Below are 17,427 nucleotides of genomic sequence, written 5' to 3'. Positions count from 1 at the left end.
GGTAAAGCTCCTGGGTCAGCGGGGAACAGCACTTTTCTTGCAGTCGCAGAGGTGTCCTGTTGGCGAAAAAAGGACGCAGCGGGTGTTAAAACCACAACGAAAAAAAGCCGCTGATAGCAGCGGCTTTGAAGACAACTTTTCAATGGGAAGAGCCGTTGAAAAGTGTCGAGGGAAACTGGAGCGGTGCGCGGCGATCAGCTGTCTTTCTCAGCTTGCTTGGCCTGGACGCTCGACGCTTGTGGGGCTTGGGTGGCCTCCTGGGCTTTGGCGGTCATCTCGATCTGGTGCTCTTCGTAGGCTGCGGCCCGGGCGGTATTTTGCGCGACGAAGGCCTGCGACTCTTCGGCCATGGCGAACGGAGACAGGAACAGAGAAGACAGAACGAAAGCGCTGGCAATACCCATACTGTTGGACATCTTTTAAACCTTCTTGCTTGGCAAGTGCTGTTTGGTGCGGGCAAAGATAAGGGGCTTGGAGGAAAGGAAAAAGAGCGGATTCATGAAAGGACTGTTACGCAAAGAGCAAAAGTGGATAAGTGAGCAACCCTGTGGCGAGGGGCCGCGTGAATCAGACGGGCAAATGCATGCCAAAGGTATTCATGCCATGGTCGCTGCGCACGAACACATCGCCGCCATGCATCAGGGCAATCGCCTTGACGATGGCCAGGCCCAACCCGTGGTTGTTGCCACTGTTGCTGCGCGAGGCATCGACCCGGTAAAAGCGTTCGAACAGGCGTGGCAGGTGCTCGCTGGAAATCGGTGAACCGGGGTTGGCGACGCCGATGCTGACCTGGTGCTCGCCTGCTTCGATTCGCACCTCGATGACTTGTCCGGGGCCGGTGTGCTGCACAGCGTTGTTGAGCAGGTTGATCAAGGCCCGGCGCAGGTGGGCGATCTCGATTTGCACCTGGGCATCGCCGCTGACCTGAACCTGTACCTGGGCATCCTCGAGAATGAAATCCAGGTAATCCAGAGTCGTCGCCACTTCCTCGGCCAGAGAAGTGGAGGTCAGTTTGGTGGCCTTGCTGCCTTGGTCGGCGCTGGCCAGGAACAGCATGTCATTGATGATCGAGCGCAGCCGTTCAAGTTCTTCAAGGTTCGATTGCAGCACCTCGAAATAGTGTTCCGCCGAACGCCCGCGTGTAAGCGCGACCTGGGTCTGGCCGATCAGGTTGGTCAGCGGCGAGCGCAGTTCATGGGCGACATCCGCGTTGAACGATTCCAGGCGCGAGTAGGCCTGTTCGACCCGTTCCAGTGTCGAGTTGAACGAGTCGACGAACTGATTCAACTCAGGGGGTAGCGACGACAAACGCAAGCGACCTGAACGCAATGGCGGGGCCAGGCGCTGGGCTTCCTGGGATAGCTTGATCAATGGCTTGAGCCCGATCCGCGCCACCCAGTAGCCCAGCGCCGAGGCCATCAGCACGCCGATAACCGCCAAGCTGATCAGGGCGATCAGCAACTGGTGCTGGGTATGATAAAAAGTTTCGGTGTCGATACCGATCATGAAGCGCAGGGGCGGGCGCTGGTCCTTGGCCGGGAACTGGCTGACCAGCACTTTCAACGGGTAGGGGTGATCCGCCAGTTGCATGTCGCGCATGCCCAACGGTCCTTCGGCGAAGGCACGGATGCTCGGGGTCGGATTGCCGTATTCGTACTGGGGATCGCCGCTGACGATCCAGAAACTGATGCGCTTGTCTTCTTCGCCGAGCAGCTTGAGCTTGTTATTGATCTTCACCCAGTGCTCGGGCGTGCCGTAACGGCCGACGGTCGATTCGAGCACGCTGTAGCGCGCGTCCAGTTCGGCTTCGGGTAACAACCCCAAACCTTTGTCGACCTGTTGATACAGCGCCCAGCCGATCAACAGGAACACCAGCAACGCCACCAGGGTGAACATCCCGCTCAGGCGCAGCGCAATGCTATTACTGGACACCACGGCTCTCCAGCACATAACCCATGCCACGAATCGTGTGCAGCAATTTCTCTTCGAATGGCCCATCGAGCTTGGCTCGCAAGCGCTTGATCGCGACTTCGACGACGTTGGCGTCGCTGTCGAAATTGATGTCCCAGACCATTTCGGCGATGGCCGTCTTCGACAGGATTTCACCCTGGCGACGGGCCAGCACACTGAGCAGCGAAAACTCCTTGGCCGTCAGGTCCAGGCGTGTGCCGGCGCGAGTGGCCTTGCGACTGATCAAATCTATCCACAGGTCGGCGATGCTCACTTGCACCGGCTCGTGGCCACCGCTGCGCCGGGTCAGCGCTTGCAGGCGTGCCACCAACTCGAGGAAGGAAAATGGCTTGCCCAGGTAATCGTCGGCACCATCGCGCAAGCCCTTGATGCGGTCTTCGACCCGTTCGCGGGCGGTGAGCATGATCACTGGCGTTTGTTTGCGCGCACGCAAGGCGCGCAATACGCCGAAGCCGTCCAGGCCCGGCAGCATCACGTCGAGGACGATCACCGCGTAGTCGCTTTCCAGCGCCAGGTGCAGGCCTTCCACGCCATCGCGGGCCAGGTCCACGGTGTAACCCTGTTCCGTCAGGCCGCGGTGCAGATAATCCGCGGTTTTTTCTTCGTCTTCGATAATCAGGACGCGCATGACCCCGCCTCAGTCTGTGGTCGCCAGCGCCGACAGCGCTGTAGGTTTAGGTCGATGAAATAGCCGCTCCAGCCACAAGTATATGACCGGCGTGGTGAACAGCGTCAGTGCCTGGCTCACCAGCAGGCCGCCGACCACCGCGATCCCCAGGGGTTGGCGCAGTTCGGCGCCGGTGCCATAGCCGAGCATCAGTGGCAGGGCGCCGAGCAGGGCGGCGAGGGTGGTCATGATGATCGGGCGGAACCGCGTGAGGCACGCCTGGAAGATCGCTTCCTCCGGCGCCAGGCCACCCTTGCGCTGCGCGTCGAGCGCGAAGTCGATCATCAGGATGCCGTTTTTCTTGACGATGCCGATCAGTAGCACCAGCCCGATCAGCGCCATGATCGAAAAGTCCTGGCCGCAGATCCACAGCATGATCACCGCGCCCAGCCCGGCCGAGGGCAGTGTCGAGATGATCGTCAGCGGGTGGACGAAGCTCTCGTAGAGCACGCCGAGAATGATGTAAACCGCCACCAGCGCCGCCAGGATCAACCATGGCTGACTGGCCAGCGAACTCTGGAACGCCTGGGCCGCGCCCTGGAAGTTACCGCTGATGGCCGTTGGCATGCCGATGTCGACCTTGGCCTTGTTGAGCATGATCACCGCATCGCCCAGCGCCACACCGGGCGCCAGGTTGAATGACAGGTTGGCGGCCGGGAACATGCCGTCGTGGGCGATGGACAGCGGCCCCACCGTGGGCGCATCGAATTTCGCCAGGGCCGACAGCGGCACCATTTCCCCGCTCAGGGGCGAGCGCAGATAGAAGTAGTTGAGGCTTTCGGCCTTGCCGCGCTGGCGCGTGTCCAGTTCCAGGATCACGTTGTACTGATTGATCTGGGTCTGGAATTCGTTGATCTGGCGCTGGCCGAAGGCGTCGTACAGCGCTTCGTCGACATCGCTGGCCGTCAGGCCAAAGCGTGCCGCGGCGCTGCGGTCGATAGTGATATGAGTGATGCTGCCGCCCAGTTGCAGGTCATTGGAAATGTCGCGAAAGGCCGGGTTGCCGCGCAGTTTTTCCGTCAGGCGCTGGGTCCAGGTGCTCAGGATTGCACCGTCGTTGCTCTTGAGCACGTACTGGTACTGGGCCCGGCTCGGGCCGGAGCTGAGGTTGATGTCTTGCCCGGCGCGCAGGTACAGGACGATGCCCGGAACTTTCATCAATTGCGGGCGAATACGGTCGATGAACTCGCTGGCTGAAACATCGCGGTCGCCGCGTTTTTTCAAGGCGATCCAGAAGCGGCCGTTGGCGATGGTCTGGTTGCTGCCCGACACCCCGACCGAGTGCGAGAAGGTCTCGACGGCGGGGTCGGCAGCGACGATTTCAGCCATCGCCAAGTGTTTTTTCACCATGTCGCCGTAGGAAATATCGGCGGCGGCTTCGGTTGTGCCGAGGACGAACCCGGTGTCCTGGATCGGGAAGAAGCCCTTGGGAATAAAAATGTAACCGGCGACGGCCAGGGCCAGCGACAGACCGAATACGCCGATCATCAACTTCTGGTGAGCGAGCGCGCGGCGCAGGCCTTTTTCGTACAGCGCCAGCAGGCGTTCGCCGAAGCCGGGCTTGTCGTGGGCGTGATGCACCGGCGCGCGCATGAACAGCGCTGCCAGGGTGGGCGCCAACGTCAGCGACACGACCACCGAAATCATGATGGTGGAGGTGGCGGTCAGGGCGAACTCCTTGAACAGGCGTCCGACCACGCCCCCCATGAACAGCAGCGGAATGAACGCCGCGACCAGCGAGAAACTGATCGATACCACCGTGAAGCCGATTTCTCCGGCGCCCTTGATCGCGGCCTCGCGCATGCCGTCGCCTGCCTCCAGGTGGCGGTGGATGTTTTCCACCACCACGATCGCATCGTCGACCACAAACCCCACGGCCACCACGATTGCCACCAGCGTCAGGTTGTTCAGGCTGAAGCCCATCACGTACATCAAGGCGAAACTGGCGATCAGTGAAACCCCCAGTACTGCCGACACGATCAGGGTTGCCGACAGTTGGCGCAGGAACAGCGCCATCACCGCCACCACCAGCATGATCGCGATCAGCAGGGTGATTTCCACTTCATGCAGCGAAGCGCGGATAGTTTGCGTGCGGTCAATCAGTGTCTTGACCTGCACCGAAGCCGGGAGCATCGCTTCCAGGCCCGGAAGCGCCGCTTGAATGCGGTCCACGGTCTCGACAATGTTGGCCCCCGGTTGGCGGAATATCACCAGGTTGACGCCCGGTTGGGTGCCCGCCCAAGCCTGGACGTAGGCATCTTCCGAGCCGTTGACGACTTTGGCGACATCCCTGAGATGGACCGGTGCGCCATCCTTGTAGGAAACGATCAGTTGGTTGTATTCCTCAGGATGGAACAACTGGTCGTTGGTGGACAGGGTCGAGATGCTCGACTCCCCATACAGCGCACCTTTGGCCAGGTTGAGGCTGGTCTGCTGGATCGCCAGGCGAATATCGGCGAGGGTCAGGCCAATGGCGGCGAGTTTGTCTGCCGAGACCTGGACACGAATCGCCGGACGTTGCTGGCCGGTAATCACGACCTGGCCGACACCGTCGATCTGACTGATCTGACGGGACAACAGGGTTTCCACCAGGTCGCTGAGCTCCGGGCCGGGCATCAGGGACGAGTTGACGCTGAGGATCAGTACCGGGCTGTCGGCCGGATTGACCTTGCGCCAGGTCGGCAGGTTCGGCATGTCCTTGGGCAGTTTGCCTGCCGCGGTGTTGATCGCTGCCTGGACCTCCTGGGCGGCGGTATCGATGCTCTTGTCGAGGGTGAATTGCAGGGTCAGGTTGGTTGAGCCCAGGGCGCTGCTCGAGGTCATTTGCGTCACGCCGGGAATGGCGCTGAACTGCACTTCAAGGGGTGTGGCCACCGATGAGGCCATGGTTTCCGGGCTGGCCCCCGGCAGTTGCGCGGCCACCTGTATCGTCGGAAATTCTGCTTGCGGAAGCGGCGCGATGGACAGGCGCGGGAAGGCAATCGCCCCCAGCAGCACCAGGGAAAACGTCAGCAGAATCGTCGCCACAGGGTGATCGATGCACCAGGCGGATACCGAACCGTGGCCTTTCATGGCGCCGACTCCGATTTTACGACCTGCGGCGGGTCGGTGAGTACTTGCACGGTAGCACCGGGCTTGAGCCGCGACTGGCCGTCACTGACCAGCACGTCACCGGGTTTCACCCCTTTGATGATGCTCTGACCGCTACTTTGATGAACCATCTGCACCGGTACGGTTTCGACCTTGTTGCCATTCACCCGATAGACGAAGTGCTGATCGAGGCCACGCTGCACGACGGTGGGCGGTACGACCAGCGCATCTTTATCCAGCGCTGTCTGGATCTTTACCGTCACCAGCAGGCCGGGCCAGAGTTTTTGCCCGGGATTATCGAATTCGGCCTTGGCGCGGATGGTGCCGGTGTTGGCGTTGATCTGGTTGTCGATCAGGGTCAAGTGGCCTTCGCCCAGCAGGTTGCCGGTTTCACCGTCGGTGTCGGCACCGATGTAGGCCTTGACCTTGGCATGTTGTGGATCGTTGATCAGGCCTTGCAGGGTCGGCAGCATTTGCTGCGGCAGGGAGAATTCCACGGCGATAGGGTCGATCTGGGTCACCGTGAACAGTCCCTGGGTGTCCGTCATGCGCAGGAAGTTGCCTTCATCCACCGTACGAATACCGACGCGACCGCTGACCGGGGAGCGAATCTGTGTGTACGACAATTGCACCTGAGCTGCGTCAATCGAAGCCTGGTTGCCTTGGGCCGTGGCCTTTAGCTGGTTGACCAGCGCTTGTTGCTGGTCGTAGGTCTGTTTGGACACCCCGTCGTCGACGCTCAACAGTTTGTAGCGCTTGAGGTTGACCTGGGCCACTTGCAGTTGCGCCTGGCTTTCGCCCAGTTGCGCCCTGGCCTGGTCCAGGCCGGCGCGGATCGATCGGTCGTCGATCGTGGCCAGCAGGTCGCCCTTGCTCACCAATTGGCCTTCCTTGACCAGGATCCTGGTGAGGATGCCATCGATTTGCGGACGAACTACCACGCTGTGCAGCGATAACACTGAACCGATGCCGCTGACGTAGCGGGGGACGTCTTTTTCGACCACGTTGACCACGCGCACCGGGATGGCGGTCGGTGCCGCCACCCGGGCTGCGGAGGGTTTGCCCAGGTACCACGCACCCAGCGCTGCCAGCACGATCAGAAAGGCTGCAATAACAACGGTTTTTTTCTGAGTTCGCATGCGAGAGGGGCGCCGGGTCGGAAAGTGGAAGTGTGCGCAGCTTTGTCTATCTACGTTATATCCCTGTGACCCGGTCAGGAAAGTGACTGCTGACTGACAGCGGCGTCAGTTTGGCCGTATGGAGTCCCACTCGGTCACGTAGGCTGTTTTGCTTTTCTTGTTGTAGAGGCACAGTTCAGTGCCTTGTCGGCCTTTCATGTGCTTTTGCGGGTACTGGCCTTGCAGCAGCAGGGCGGTATAGCCGACCCGATCATCGAACTGCGCGGCGTTGCCGACGGGTTTGGCATTGGCAAGACCGCTGGCCTTGGTGCAGCTGGCGAGTACGGCTTTGTCGAAGGCGGCCCACGCGTCGGGGCTGGAGGCCTGGGCCTGGGCGGCGAGGGCCGCGAGGCAAACGAAGGTGAGGGTGACGGCTTTCATGGTTCGGGAATCCTTGGGCGGGTGTGGGCCAAGGCCTGAGTATGCCTGAAGGTCTCGGTCAAACCGGCACTGGTTCCCGGCGGACTACATGCATCCCAGCCCTTTCATACAACTGCTGTGCGCGAACGTTGTCTTCCAGCACTTTCAAATCGACATACCCTTCGCGCCGCCGTTGAAACACCTTGAAGGCATTGAGCAGCAACGCTCGCCCCAAGCCGCGGCCTTGCGCCCGCGGATGCACCACCAGATCCTTGATGTAGGCGCTGGTCCAGCACTGACATACACCCGCGATACCCTGGGCATCCAGGGCGATGAAGCACAAGGCCGGATCATATTCAGGATCGGATTCAAATCGTTGTTGCCATTCGTCCAGGGCCGGGACGCGGCCGCCTCCCTGGGAGTAACCCAATTCCAGCAAGTCGTGAACCTCTTCTGCCTGTTCAGGTCGGTAGCCGGTCAGGACGATCCCCTCAGGCCAGGCGGGGGCGGGCACGGCTCGCGTGAGGCTGCGCCGCATGAGATAGCAGAAATGCTCGTTCAAGACTCAACAACCTTGTTCGGCCACAGCTTTGGCCGCGTCGATCAGGCATTTGGTCAGCTCCGGCGAAGAGAATTTGGTCAGCACCGCATTGGCCCCCGCAAGCCGCGCCTTTTCGCTGTTCATTGCACTGTCCAGGGAGGTATGCAGCAGCACGTAAAGGTGCGCAAAGTCCGGGGTTTCACGCAGGGTACGGGTGAGGGCGTAGCCATCCATTTCGGACATTTCGATGTCCGAGACGATCAGGTTGATCTGCTGGGCGGTGCCTTGCAGGTCCAGCAGGCAGTCGATGGCTTCCCTGGCGCTGCGGGCCGTATGGCATTGCAGGCCCAGGTTGCGCAAGGTGTGCACCGATTGCTGCAGCGCCACCTGGCTGTCGTCGACTACCAGGATACGAGCGCTGCCCAGTATTTCTGCGTCTTCCATGCTTAGCTCGGTGGGCGCCATGTCGATGGGGACCGGGGCGATGCCATGGATGACCTTCTCGATGTCCAGCACTTGCACCAGGGTGCCATCGACCGAAGTGACGCCGGTGATGTACGAGCGCGAACCACCAGAACCAAAAGGGGGTGGACGGATGTCGGTGGTCAGGCAATGAACGATCTTGCTCACCGCCTGTACATGCAAGCCTTGCTTGGAGCGGCTGACGTCAGTGACGATCAGGCACCCACCGTCAGGGTCTTCCAGCGGACGCTCACCGATGGCGCGGCTGAGGTCGATTACCGACAACGAGGTGCCGCGCAGGGTGGCGATGCCTTTGACGTGGGGATGCGATTCGGGGAGTTTGGTCAGTGGGGGGCAAGGGATGATTTCACTGACTTTGAGCAGGTTGATCGCCATCAGCTTGCCGCTGCGCAAGGTAAACAGCAGAAGCGAAAGTGAATCTGCGCGGGCTTTGGTGGAGGACATAAAAACCTTCTGTGGAAAAAGGTGGTGAGGCGATCAGTGGATCACCCACGGCTATCGATGCCAGGTTATCGACTTGTGGGGAGCAGGCTTTAGGAAAAATCCCCTGGGCCGGTTGAGACACTTGCAAACTGAAACAAAAAAGCCCCGCCTCTTTAAAAGAGCGCGGGGCCTTCTGTTACATCGAGGCGGGCAGAGTAGAACCTACTCGTCGTCGCCCATCTGCGATTGCAGGTAGTTCTCGATTCCGATCTTGTCGATCAGGCCAAGTTGGGTTTCCAGCCAGTCGATATGTTCTTCTTCGGATTCAAGGATATCTTCAAGCAATTCACGGCTGCCGAAATCGCCCGCTGTTTCGCAATGGGCGATGGCCGCTTTCAGATCGGCATGGCCAGTCTTCTCGATACGCAGGTCACACTCGAGCATCTCCTGGGTGTGCTCGCCGATTTGCAGCTTGCCCAGGTCCTGGACGTTCGGCAGGCCTTCAAGGAACAGGATGCGCTTGATCAGCTTGTCCGCGTGCTTCATCTCGTCAATGGATTCGTGGTACTCGTGCTTGCCGAGCTTGTTCAGGCCCCAATCTTCGTACATGCGTGCATGCAGGAAGTATTGATTGATCGCGACCAGTTCATTGGCAAGGATCTTGTTGAGATGCTGGATGACTGTAACGTCGCCTTTCATGATGGGGTCCTGCCCTGTATTAGCTGTCTATAAGGCAGAGTTTGAGCCGCACAACTAAGAGTGTCAAACCTAAGTTATTGAATCATATATAAAAATTAATCGGAATAAGAATGTTTGTGTTCTGCGTCTAGAGCCTAAGCAGTTGATTTGCAGACATAAAAAAACCGGACATGAGTCCGGTTCTTTGAAATGCGGGATTTATGCGGCAGTAAATTCAACTGGAAACGGGATCGCAGCCTGGGCCGTTTGCAACTTGGTCAGGGTCTCGCGGACCACTTCCTTGGCAAGGCAGGCACATTTGCCGCATTGACTGGCAACGCCGGTGGCTTGGCGCACTTCCTTGTAGCTGCAGCATCCTTCATAGATCGCGTCGCGGATTTGGCCGTCGGTGACGCCAGTGCAGAGGCAAACATACATAAGTGAAGACCGTCGCTTGTTGATGTCTCGAATGCGATGGATCTTAATGTTAACGAGAATGATTGTCAAAGTGCTTTGAGAACACTTTTTGCCAGGTCTGACGAACGGTTGATCCGTAGGAGGCTGCCAACCGGATGACCCTTCGTCCTTTTTTACGCTCAGGGGAGAAACCGTTACGGACAGGCCAAAAACGCGGTGTATGATGGCCGGTCTTTTCGAAACGGGTTTGTGTCACAGGGCTGTCGCCTGAGGGTGGCAGGCTGATGCAAACCTTGTTCTTAACGCTTCTACACCAGGAGATATCCAATGAGCGTACTCGTAGGCAAACAAGCCCCTGACTTCACCGTACCGGCCGTACTCGGCAATGGCGAAATCGTAGACAGCTTCACCCTGTCGTCGGCCATCAAAGGCAAATACGGCCTGGTGTTCTTCTACCCGCTGGACTTCACCTTCGTTTGCCCGTCGGAGCTGATCGCTCTGGACAACCGCATGTCCGAGTTCAAGGCGCGCAACGTTGAAGTGGTCGCTGTGTCGATCGACTCGCACTTCACCCACAACGCATGGCGCAACACCCCGGTTAACGACGGCGGTATCGGCGCGGTTCGTTACACCATGGCTGCCGACATCAAGCAGGAAGTCATGAAGGCCTACGACGTTCAGTCCGCTGACGGCGTGGCATTCCGTGGCGCATTCCTGATCGACGACAAAGGCGTTGTCCGCTCGCAGATCATCAACGACCTGCCGCTGGGCCGTAACATGGAAGAGCTGCTGCGTCTGGTCGACGCCTTGCAATTCCACGAAGAGCACGGTGAAGTTTGCCCTGCCAACTGGAAAAAAGGCGATAAAGGCATGAACGCTTCGCCAGAAGGCGTTGCGGCTTACCTGACCGAGCACGCTGCTGCGCTGTAAGGCACAGGCTCCAGGTACAAAAAAACCGGCCCTTGAGGCCGGTTTTTTTATGGGTGGAGTAAACGCAAGCCCCCTGTAGGAGCGAGCATGCTCCGGGCGGCGCTCCGACGATGGACTCAAGAACACCGAGGGAATCCAGACTGCCCGCGTTATCGTTCACGACCATCGCGAGCAAGCTCGGCTCCTACAAAGAGCAAAGGGCAGAAAATCTTCAATCAATCGTCGAAATCTTCCCAGCCACCCATTTGTTTCCAGCGGTTGACGATGCCGCAGAACAGCTCGGCAGTCTTCTCGGTGTCATAGCGGGCCGAATGCGCCTCGCGGCCGTCGAAGTCGATATCGGCGGCCTGACAGGCCTTGGCCAGCACGGTTTGACCGTAAGCCAGGCCCGCGAGCGTCGCGGTATCGAAACTGGAGAATGGATGAAACGGGTTACGCTTCATGTCCAGGCGCGCAACCGCGGCATTGAGGAAGCCCAGGTCGAAGCTGCTGTTGTGCCCAACCAGGATCGCCCGTTTGCAGCCGTTGGCCTTGAGTGCCTTGCGCACGCCGCGGAAGATATCGTTCAGCGCCGCTTCTTCACTCACGGCCATGCGCAGCGGGTGATCGAGCTTGATCCCGGTAAACTCCAGGGCTGCCGCTTCGATGTTCGCACCTTCAAAAGGCTCGACCCTGAAGAAGTAGGTGTGATCGGGGTACACAAAACCCTTTTCATCCATGGCGATCGTGGTTGCAGCAATTTCCAGCAGGGCGTCGGTGGCCGAGTTGAAGCCACCGGTTTCTACGTCGACGACAACCGGCAGGTAGCCACGGAACCTGGCGGCCATTGGATGACGGGAACCGCCACCACCGCCTTGACCTTCCTGTTCGTCGTCGAAATGGTCTTCACTCACGCGTGTTCCTCCAGCAGGCGCCAGCGCAGTTTTTCACCGGCGCGCAGCGGGATAACGGTCAGCTCGCCAAACGGCAGGCTGGTTGGGGCGGTCCATTCTTCGCGGACCAGGGTAATGCGATCGGTGTTGGCCGGCAGACCATAGAAACGCGGGCCGTTGAGGCTGGCGAAGGCTTCGAGCTTGTCCAGCGCGTTGCGCTGTTCGAAGGCCTCGGCGTACATCTCGATCGCCGCATAGGCGGTGTAGCAGCCGGCGCAGCCGCAAGCGGCCTCTTTGGCGTGCTGGGCGTGGGGTGCCGAATCGGTGCCGAGGAAGAACTTTTCGCTGCCGCTGGTGGCGGCGTCGAGCAGGGCTTCCTGATGCGTATTGCGCTTGAGGATCGGCAAGCAATAGAAGTGCGGCCGAATCCCGCCCACCAGCATGTGGTTACGGTTGTACAGCAAATGATGCGCAGTGATGGTCGCGCCCACGTTGGCTGACGCCGAGTTGACGAACTGCACGGCGTCGGCGGTGGTGATGTGTTCGAACACCACCTTGAGCGTCGGGAAACGCTCGACCACACGACGCATGTGCTCATCGATGAAGATTTTTTCGCGGTCGAACACGTCGACATCGCCACGGGTGACTTCACCGTGGATCAACAAAGGCATCCCGACTTCGGCCATGGCCTCGAGTGCAGGGAAGATCTTGTCGATGCTGGTGACGCCCGAGTCCGAGTTGGTGGTCGCGCCGGCCGGATACAGCTTGGCGGCGTGAACGAAACCGGTGGCCTTGGCCTCGCGAATTTCTTCAGGCTGGGTGCGGTCGGTGAGGTACAGGACCATCAGCGGTTCAAACGGGCTGCCGGCCGGACGGGCAGCGAGAATCCGCTGGCGATAGCCGTCGGCTTCAGCCGCATTGCGCACCGGTGGTACCAGGTTGGGCATGATGATGGCGCGGCCAAAGGTGCGCGCGACATCCGCGACGGTATTGGTCAACACGGCACCATCGCGAAGATGAATATGCCAGTCGTCGGGACGCAGCAGGGTCAGGCGGTCGGACATGAGGGGATTCCAGGCGGGTCAAACTCAAGGGAATGCTACCGGAAAAGACTCTTGCAGGCACCCGCTATCAAGTTTTACGGGAAGCTTCCGATATCCAACAGGTATGCCGTAAACATCTGTGTGTCGGTCTTTTTGTCGTAGAAGCCAGTGGAGCCTCCCGTGCGCCAGCGTTATTTAGCCTTGCTCAGTGTGTTTGCCAGCCTTCCCGCAATGGCACTCACTTTCCAGACTCGCCTGGAGAGCATTGAGTGGACGGTCGAAGGCGACAAGTTCGAGTGCCGGCTGACGCAGCCGATCACTGATTTCGGCTCGGGCCAGTTCGTGCGCCGCGCTGGCGAGCAGGCGATATTTCGTTTGAATGCGTACAACGCAATGATAGGCGGTGGTTCTGCCACTTTGTTGGCCGCTGCTGCGCCTTGGCAGCCAGGACGTGGTGATATCAATCTGGGCACGGTACGGATCGGCAGCGGCAATGTCCTGTTCAACAGCTCGCAGGCCCAGGCCGGACGCTTGATCAGCGGCCTGATGGACGGACGCAGTCCCGTGGTCCGGCACTCTTCAGGCGATGGCCGGGTATCGGAGGTGCGTTTGTTGCCGGTCAGGTTCAACAAGGCATTTGTCGATTATCAGGGTTGCGTGGCCAAGTTGCTGCCGCAGAACTTCGATCAGGTGAAGCAATCCCAGATCGGTTTCCCCGGTGGCGGCATCGATCTGGACGGGCCCGCCAAGGCCAGGCTGCAAGTGATGCTCGAATACATGAAAGCCGATCCAACGGTTAATCGCATCGAACTCGATGGCCACTCCGATAACAGCGGCAATCGCCTGACCAACCGTGACCTGTCACGTCGCCGGGCGCTGGCGGTCATGGAGTTCTTCAAGGCCAACGGCATTCAGGAATCGCAAATAACTCTGCGTTTCCATGGCGAGCGCTACCCCCTGGCTCCCAATACCAGCAACGTTAACCGCGCGAAAAACCGTCGGGTCGCGATACGCCTGGAGCGTGGAGCCCCCGTGGAGCAAGTGGCTCCCCAAGCGACAAAGCCCGCTGCTTCGGCAACTTCCTGACTCTTCGGTCATCGTCGCGCTCTCGACATAATCTGTCGCTTCGTCGTCATAAGCTGTCGCGCCACTGTAAATTATTCTGTATGGGCGGTAGACTTGACGGCTTTCCGTAGAACCCCGTGGAGTGATGGCATGGCGGACGTAAACAAGGTCGTTCTGGCGTATTCCGGCGGCCTGGACACTTCGGTGATCCTCAAGTGGCTGCAGGATACTTATAACTGTGAAGTGGTGACCTTCACCGCTGACCTGGGTCAGGGCGAAGAGGTCGAACCTGCACGTGCCAAGGCTCAAGCCATGGGCGTGAAAGAGATCTACATCGACGACTTGCGCGAAGAGTTCGTGCGCGATTTCGTTTTCCCGATGTTCCGCGCCAACACCGTTTACGAAGGCGAGTACCTGCTGGGTACTTCCATCGCTCGTCCGTTGATCGCCAAACGCCTGATCGAAATCGCCAACGAAACCGGTGCTGACGCCATTTCCCACGGCGCCACCGGCAAAGGCAACGACCAGGTTCGTTTCGAACTGGGCGCCTATGCCCTGAAACCAGGTGTGAAAGTGATCGCTCCATGGCGCGAGTGGGACCTGCTGTCCCGCGAGAAGCTGATGGACTACGCCGAAAAGCACGCTATCCCGATCGAGCGTCACGGCAAGAAAAAATCCCCGTACTCGATGGATGCCAACCTGCTGCACATCTCTTATGAAGGCGGCGTGCTGGAAGACACCTGGACCGAGCACGAAGAAGACATGTGGCGTTGGACCGTCTCCCCGGAGAAAGCGCCCGACAAACCGCAGTACCTGGAACTGACCTACCGCAACGGCGATATCGTGGCACTGGACGGCGTCGAAATGACTCCGGCCACCGTGTTGGCGACCCTGAACCGTATCGGTGGCGAGCACGGTATCGGCCGCCTGGACATCGTCGAGAACCGTTACGTGGGCATGAAGTCCCGTGGCTGCTACGAAACCCCTGGCGGCACCATTATGCTGCGTGCCCACCGTGCGATCGAATCGATCACTCTGGACCGCGAAGTGGCTCACCTCAAAGACGAGCTGATGCCCAAGTACGCCAGCCTGATCTACACCGGTTACTGGTGGAGCCCTGAGCGTCTGATGCTGCAACAGATGATCGATGCCTCCCAGGCCCACGTGAATGGTGTGGTTCGCCTGAAGCTGTACAAAGGCAACGTGATTGTCACCGGTCGCAAGTCCGATGAGTCGCTGTTCGACGCCAACATTGCCACTTTCGAAGAAGATGGCGGCGCTTACAACCAGGCCGACGCAGCGGGCTTCATCAAGCTCAACGCCTTGCGCATGCGCATCGCGGCGAACAAAGGTCGCAAGCTGTTCTAAGACCTTTGATGTAATGGAATGTGTGGCCCGGTCATCGACGGGGCCGCACATTTGAAAAGTGGGTGCCTGCCGGCATCAACATACTTGCGGCTTTTTGCTTTTCCCTCGCTCATCCTTCCCTTCGGATTGATCGTCAAACGCCACGGGCTGTCGTGCGTCGCTTGGCAACTGTCGATCAATGACCCTCAAACCCTGTGAATTCAAATTGTAGGCAGCACAGAATGTTGTGCGGCAGGATCTCTTTGCGTGTTTTGCAGGGCTTTCCGCGCTTTCCTTCAGTATTGAATCTGATGCGTTACAGGTGAGGAATACGACTGCACGTGCAGTTTTTCCCGGTTCGTTGTGAAGGCTCTCTATCAAGTGGCTGAACTCGGCGTTGCTTGTCATCGCGCGTGCATCAACGACATACAGGTCCCTCAACCGTTCAGGTAGGCGTAGGCGGTGTAGCGCCGACAGGGCAACGCCAGGGACCGATTTCGAGGGTGGGTCTTTTGCCCTGGAAGGACGGCTAGTGGATTGGCCGCCACTGCCTGATGTCCTGCCTGCAGACTTTCTACTCTTCCCGTTTTCGAGTTGCTCGGCACCGTCCATGAATTTTATGAAATGTTTTCCCTTCTCAAAGTCGGAGGGGGCATACAGCGATCGATAGTTGAAGTTGAGCGTTGCGAAGAATAGCAACAGCAGATAAAAGGGAAAACTGATCAGGAACCAGATGTAGACGTCTCTATCCTCGTCATCAAGGAACGGCAAGGTAACGGCCGCTGATGTTTCCGACAGAGTTGCAAATATTGCAATTACTGTCATGGGGTTGCTTATACTTTTTTTGAGCTTATCCATTTTTATCCTCGTTCTGTTGTTTGGCGTGGTGTTTGTTTTTAATTTAATGCATTCAACTGATCTTGGGCATCTCGGGTTTTCTATTTTTCAAGTAATTTAATTTCAGGCCGGCACGCTAGCTGTTTATTGTTTCCGTCAGGGCGACGATGTGTTTGTTTTTGCTGTAAGTGCGAGTGTATAAGTTATGTGTGATATTTTTTTGAGGGAGAGGGTATCGGATAACCTTAGTTACCTTTGAGTGTGTGGTGTCGGTCGATACATGTCTATTCGCTGTCTGGAATTTAAACTGCCCAGGTTATTTTGTTGCAGGTCGATACAAAAAAATAATCTCAATAGGAAAGTCAAGTCCTCAATTAAAGTTTTCGATCTTGGGGTTCTTGGGTTTTTTTGTAGGAAAAATCTCTAATTTCTGTAGGGAATGTCTCTGGGTGCGAGTGGCCGGGGGGAGCGACATGCCAGGGAGGAAACGACTAGGCTATTGTGCGGGCTCTAAAAAATCGAATAGTGAAATTGGACTTGCCCATGAATAAAGTGCTGATTGTGGATGATCACCCCGTCATTCGTCTTGCGGTACGAATGCTGATGGAGCGTCATGGCTACGAAGTCATTGCAGAAACAGATAATGGTGTGGATGCATTGCAACTAGCCCGAGAATACATGCCGGACATTGTCATACTGGATATTGGAATACCGAAACTGGATGGACTGGAAGTTATTGCGAGACTGACATCGGCTGCGATGCCGATGAAAGTGCTGATACTGACCTCTCAGTCACCTGGACATTTTTCCATGCGCTGCATGCAGTCCGGCGCCGCCGGGTATGTGTGCAAACAGCAGGATCTCACGGAGTTGCTCAGTGCAATAAAGGCGGTCTTGTCAGGCTACAGTTACTTCCCTAATCAAGCGTTGCATACTGTGCGTGCCAGTCTTGGCAACGCCAGTGAAGCCGATATGGTGGATCGTCTTTCAGGGCGGGAAATGATGGTGTTGCAGCAGTTGGCCCGGGGCAAGACCAATAAAGAGATTGCTGATGGGATGTTTCTCAGCAACAAGACCGTCAGTACCTACAAGACCCGACTGTTGTTGAAACTCAATGCGCGCTCGCTGGTCGATCTGATCGAGCTCGCCCAGCGTAACGGCCTGGCATGATGTGCCCGGCGTTGACGAAGCGCGACAGGCGAGCTTTGATCGCGACTCGACACTTAGTAAAAAGCCTCCGTTTCGGGAGGCTTTTAGGTTTTACAAGTCAAAATCGTAATCGGCCAATTGCTTTTGCAGTCGGCGCTCCTCCAGCAGGTTGTCGATGGTCCGACGCTTGCTCAGATTGGTTTTCGCTACTTCAACCACCGGCTCGGCATCATCAGCCTCTGCGGCGGTAAAGTCCTCATCCACGTCCAATTGTTCTTTGCCAGTGCTCATTTAGTTACTCCAGGCGAAGAAGGCCTTTGGGGCCCCTTATATCGACAATCTTGCGACGGGTAAAAAAGATTTTTTCAATCGATAA

18 protein-coding genes are annotated in these 17,427 nt (G+C 58.1%); 4 read left to right on the top strand and 14 right to left on the bottom strand.

Annotated elements, in window-relative coordinates; genetic code table 11:
* Nucleotides 1-194: 194 nt before the first annotated feature.
* The 10 genes from CGA21_RS10150 to CGA21_RS10105 all read right to left on the bottom strand — a co-directional run bounded on the left by CGA21_RS10150 (nucleotide 195) and on the right by CGA21_RS10105 (nucleotide 9,829).
* Nucleotides 195-416, bottom strand: coding sequence for a hypothetical protein (locus CGA21_RS10150; RefSeq protein ID WP_042955887.1), 222 nt, complete (start codon nucleotides 414-416; stop codon nucleotides 195-197).
* A 151-nt stretch (nucleotides 417-567) separates the two neighbouring features.
* Nucleotides 568-1,932, bottom strand: a complete 1,365-nt coding sequence (locus tag CGA21_RS10145; RefSeq protein WP_188264146.1) for a heavy metal sensor histidine kinase — start codon at nucleotides 1,930-1,932, stop codon at nucleotides 568-570.
* Nucleotides 1,922-2,599 (bottom strand): heavy metal response regulator transcription factor, encoded by a 678-nt coding sequence (locus CGA21_RS10140; RefSeq protein WP_033056445.1) that lies wholly within the window; start codon nucleotides 2,597-2,599, stop codon nucleotides 1,922-1,924. The genes CGA21_RS10145 and CGA21_RS10140 overlap by 11 nt, the downstream gene beginning before the upstream one ends.
* Before the next feature lie 9 nt (nucleotides 2,600-2,608).
* Entirely contained in the window at nucleotides 2,609-5,710 is a 3,102-nt protein-coding gene (locus tag CGA21_RS10135; RefSeq protein ID WP_110751625.1) for a multidrug efflux RND transporter permease subunit, read from the bottom strand.
* A complete protein-coding gene (locus CGA21_RS10130) occupies nucleotides 5,707-6,867 on the bottom strand; it encodes an efflux RND transporter periplasmic adaptor subunit (RefSeq protein WP_110751627.1) in 1,161 nt (386 codons plus the stop codon). Before CGA21_RS10130 ends, CGA21_RS10135 begins: the two co-directional genes overlap by 4 nt.
* A 105-nt stretch (nucleotides 6,868-6,972) precedes the next feature.
* Nucleotides 6,973-7,287: a hypothetical protein gene (locus CGA21_RS10125; RefSeq protein ID WP_110751629.1), complete on the bottom strand. Its 315-nt coding sequence runs from the start codon at nucleotides 7,285-7,287 to the stop codon at nucleotides 6,973-6,975.
* Between the two features lie 58 nt (nucleotides 7,288-7,345).
* On the bottom strand, nucleotides 7,346-7,804 hold the full coding sequence (locus CGA21_RS10120) for a GNAT family N-acetyltransferase (RefSeq protein ID WP_110751631.1): 459 nt from the start codon (nucleotides 7,802-7,804) through the stop codon (nucleotides 7,346-7,348).
* Between the two features lie 27 nt (nucleotides 7,805-7,831).
* Nucleotides 7,832-8,734: a chemotaxis protein CheV gene (locus tag CGA21_RS10115; RefSeq protein ID WP_110751633.1), complete on the bottom strand. Its 903-nt coding sequence runs from the start codon at nucleotides 8,732-8,734 to the stop codon at nucleotides 7,832-7,834.
* A gap of 201 nt (nucleotides 8,735-8,935) precedes the next feature.
* A complete protein-coding gene (bfr, locus tag CGA21_RS10110) occupies nucleotides 8,936-9,412 on the bottom strand; it encodes a bacterioferritin (protein ID WP_020799888.1) in 477 nt (158 codons plus the stop codon).
* A 198-nt stretch (nucleotides 9,413-9,610) separates the two neighbouring features.
* Nucleotides 9,611-9,829, bottom strand: a complete 219-nt coding sequence (locus CGA21_RS10105; RefSeq protein ID WP_008057530.1) for a bacterioferritin-associated ferredoxin — start codon at nucleotides 9,827-9,829, stop codon at nucleotides 9,611-9,613.
* 306 nt (nucleotides 9,830-10,135) lie between these two features.
* On the opposite strand from CGA21_RS10105, the gene CGA21_RS10100 reads away from it, so the two are divergent.
* Nucleotides 10,136-10,738: a peroxiredoxin gene (locus CGA21_RS10100; RefSeq protein ID WP_020799890.1), complete on the top strand. Its 603-nt coding sequence runs from the start codon at nucleotides 10,136-10,138 to the stop codon at nucleotides 10,736-10,738.
* Between the two features lie 215 nt (nucleotides 10,739-10,953).
* Here CGA21_RS10100 and rnt read toward each other — a convergent pair whose 3' ends face one another.
* On the bottom strand, nucleotides 10,954-11,631 hold the full coding sequence (rnt, locus tag CGA21_RS10095; RefSeq protein WP_110751635.1) for a ribonuclease T: 678 nt from the start codon (nucleotides 11,629-11,631) through the stop codon (nucleotides 10,954-10,956).
* Complete coding sequence (pyrC, locus tag CGA21_RS10090) at nucleotides 11,628-12,674, bottom strand: dihydroorotase (protein WP_110751637.1); 1,047 nt, start codon at nucleotides 12,672-12,674, stop codon at nucleotides 11,628-11,630. The genes rnt and pyrC overlap by 4 nt, the downstream gene beginning before the upstream one ends.
* A 159-nt stretch (nucleotides 12,675-12,833) precedes the next feature.
* Here pyrC and CGA21_RS10085 point away from each other — a divergent pair, with 159 nt between their 5' ends.
* Together CGA21_RS10085 and CGA21_RS10080 are read left to right on the top strand one after the other, a co-directional pair.
* A complete protein-coding gene (locus CGA21_RS10085) occupies nucleotides 12,834-13,739 on the top strand; it encodes a flagellar protein MotY (RefSeq protein ID WP_110751639.1) in 906 nt (301 codons plus the stop codon).
* A gap of 129 nt (nucleotides 13,740-13,868) precedes the next feature.
* Nucleotides 13,869-15,086: an argininosuccinate synthase gene (locus CGA21_RS10080; RefSeq protein WP_020799894.1), complete on the top strand. Its 1,218-nt coding sequence runs from the start codon at nucleotides 13,869-13,871 to the stop codon at nucleotides 15,084-15,086.
* 75 nt (nucleotides 15,087-15,161) lie between these two features.
* Here CGA21_RS10080 and CGA21_RS10075 read toward each other — a convergent pair whose 3' ends face one another.
* A complete protein-coding gene (locus tag CGA21_RS10075) occupies nucleotides 15,162-15,923 on the bottom strand; it encodes a hypothetical protein (RefSeq protein ID WP_188264145.1) in 762 nt (253 codons plus the stop codon).
* A 522-nt stretch (nucleotides 15,924-16,445) separates the two neighbouring features.
* Between CGA21_RS10075 and CGA21_RS10070 the strand changes: the two genes are divergently transcribed.
* Complete coding sequence (locus tag CGA21_RS10070; RefSeq protein ID WP_008057539.1) at nucleotides 16,446-17,072, top strand: response regulator transcription factor; 627 nt, start codon at nucleotides 16,446-16,448, stop codon at nucleotides 17,070-17,072.
* 90 nt (nucleotides 17,073-17,162) lie between these two features.
* Here CGA21_RS10070 and CGA21_RS10065 read toward each other — a convergent pair whose 3' ends face one another.
* Nucleotides 17,163-17,342 (bottom strand): PA3496 family putative envelope integrity protein, encoded by a 180-nt coding sequence (locus CGA21_RS10065; protein ID WP_110751643.1) that lies wholly within the window; start codon nucleotides 17,340-17,342, stop codon nucleotides 17,163-17,165.
* Nucleotides 17,343-17,427 lie beyond the last annotated feature (85 nt).

The organism is Pseudomonas sp. PSB11 (assembly GCF_014596605.1).
Lineage (GTDB): Bacteria > Pseudomonadota > Gammaproteobacteria > Pseudomonadales > Pseudomonadaceae > Aquipseudomonas > Aquipseudomonas umsongensis.
This window is presented reverse-complemented; position numbering and strand designations above follow the sequence as displayed.

Bases quoted from the DNA above. Each gene is read 5' to 3' on its own strand.
- CGA21_RS10065 (WP_110751643.1), bottom strand. From the start codon at position 17,342: ATGAGCACTGGCAAAGAACAATTGGACGTGGATGAGGACTTTACCGCC.
- CGA21_RS10125 (WP_110751629.1), bottom strand. From the start codon at position 7,287: ATGAAAGCCGTCACCCTCACCTTCGTTTGCCTCGCGGCCCTCGCCGCC.
- bfr (WP_020799888.1), bottom strand. From the start codon at position 9,412: ATGAAAGGCGACGTTACAGTCATCCAGCATCTCAACAAGATCCTTGCC.
- CGA21_RS10100 (WP_020799890.1), top strand. From the start codon at position 10,136: ATGAGCGTACTCGTAGGCAAACAAGCCCCTGACTTCACCGTACCGGCC.
- CGA21_RS10120 (WP_110751631.1), bottom strand. From the start codon at position 7,804: ATGCGGCGCAGCCTCACGCGAGCCGTGCCCGCCCCCGCCTGGCCTGAG.
- pyrC (WP_110751637.1), bottom strand. From the start codon at position 12,674: ATGTCCGACCGCCTGACCCTGCTGCGTCCCGACGACTGGCATATTCAT.
- CGA21_RS10070 (WP_008057539.1), top strand. From the start codon at position 16,446: ATGAATAAAGTGCTGATTGTGGATGATCACCCCGTCATTCGTCTTGCG.
- CGA21_RS10140 (WP_033056445.1), bottom strand. From the start codon at position 2,599: ATGCGCGTCCTGATTATCGAAGACGAAGAAAAAACCGCGGATTATCTG.
- CGA21_RS10135 (WP_110751625.1), bottom strand. From the start codon at position 5,710: ATGAAAGGCCACGGTTCGGTATCCGCCTGGTGCATCGATCACCCTGTG.
- CGA21_RS10105 (WP_008057530.1), bottom strand. From the start codon at position 9,829: ATGTATGTTTGCCTCTGCACTGGCGTCACCGACGGCCAAATCCGCGAC.
- CGA21_RS10150 (WP_042955887.1), bottom strand. From the start codon at position 416: ATGTCCAACAGTATGGGTATTGCCAGCGCTTTCGTTCTGTCTTCTCTG.
- CGA21_RS10130 (WP_110751627.1), bottom strand. From the start codon at position 6,867: ATGCGAACTCAGAAAAAAACCGTTGTTATTGCAGCCTTTCTGATCGTG.
- CGA21_RS10075 (WP_188264145.1), bottom strand. From the start codon at position 15,923: ATGGATAAGCTCAAAAAAAGTATAAGCAACCCCATGACAGTAATTGCA.
- CGA21_RS10115 (WP_110751633.1), bottom strand. From the start codon at position 8,734: ATGTCCTCCACCAAAGCCCGCGCAGATTCACTTTCGCTTCTGCTGTTT.
- CGA21_RS10080 (WP_020799894.1), top strand. From the start codon at position 13,869: ATGGCGGACGTAAACAAGGTCGTTCTGGCGTATTCCGGCGGCCTGGAC.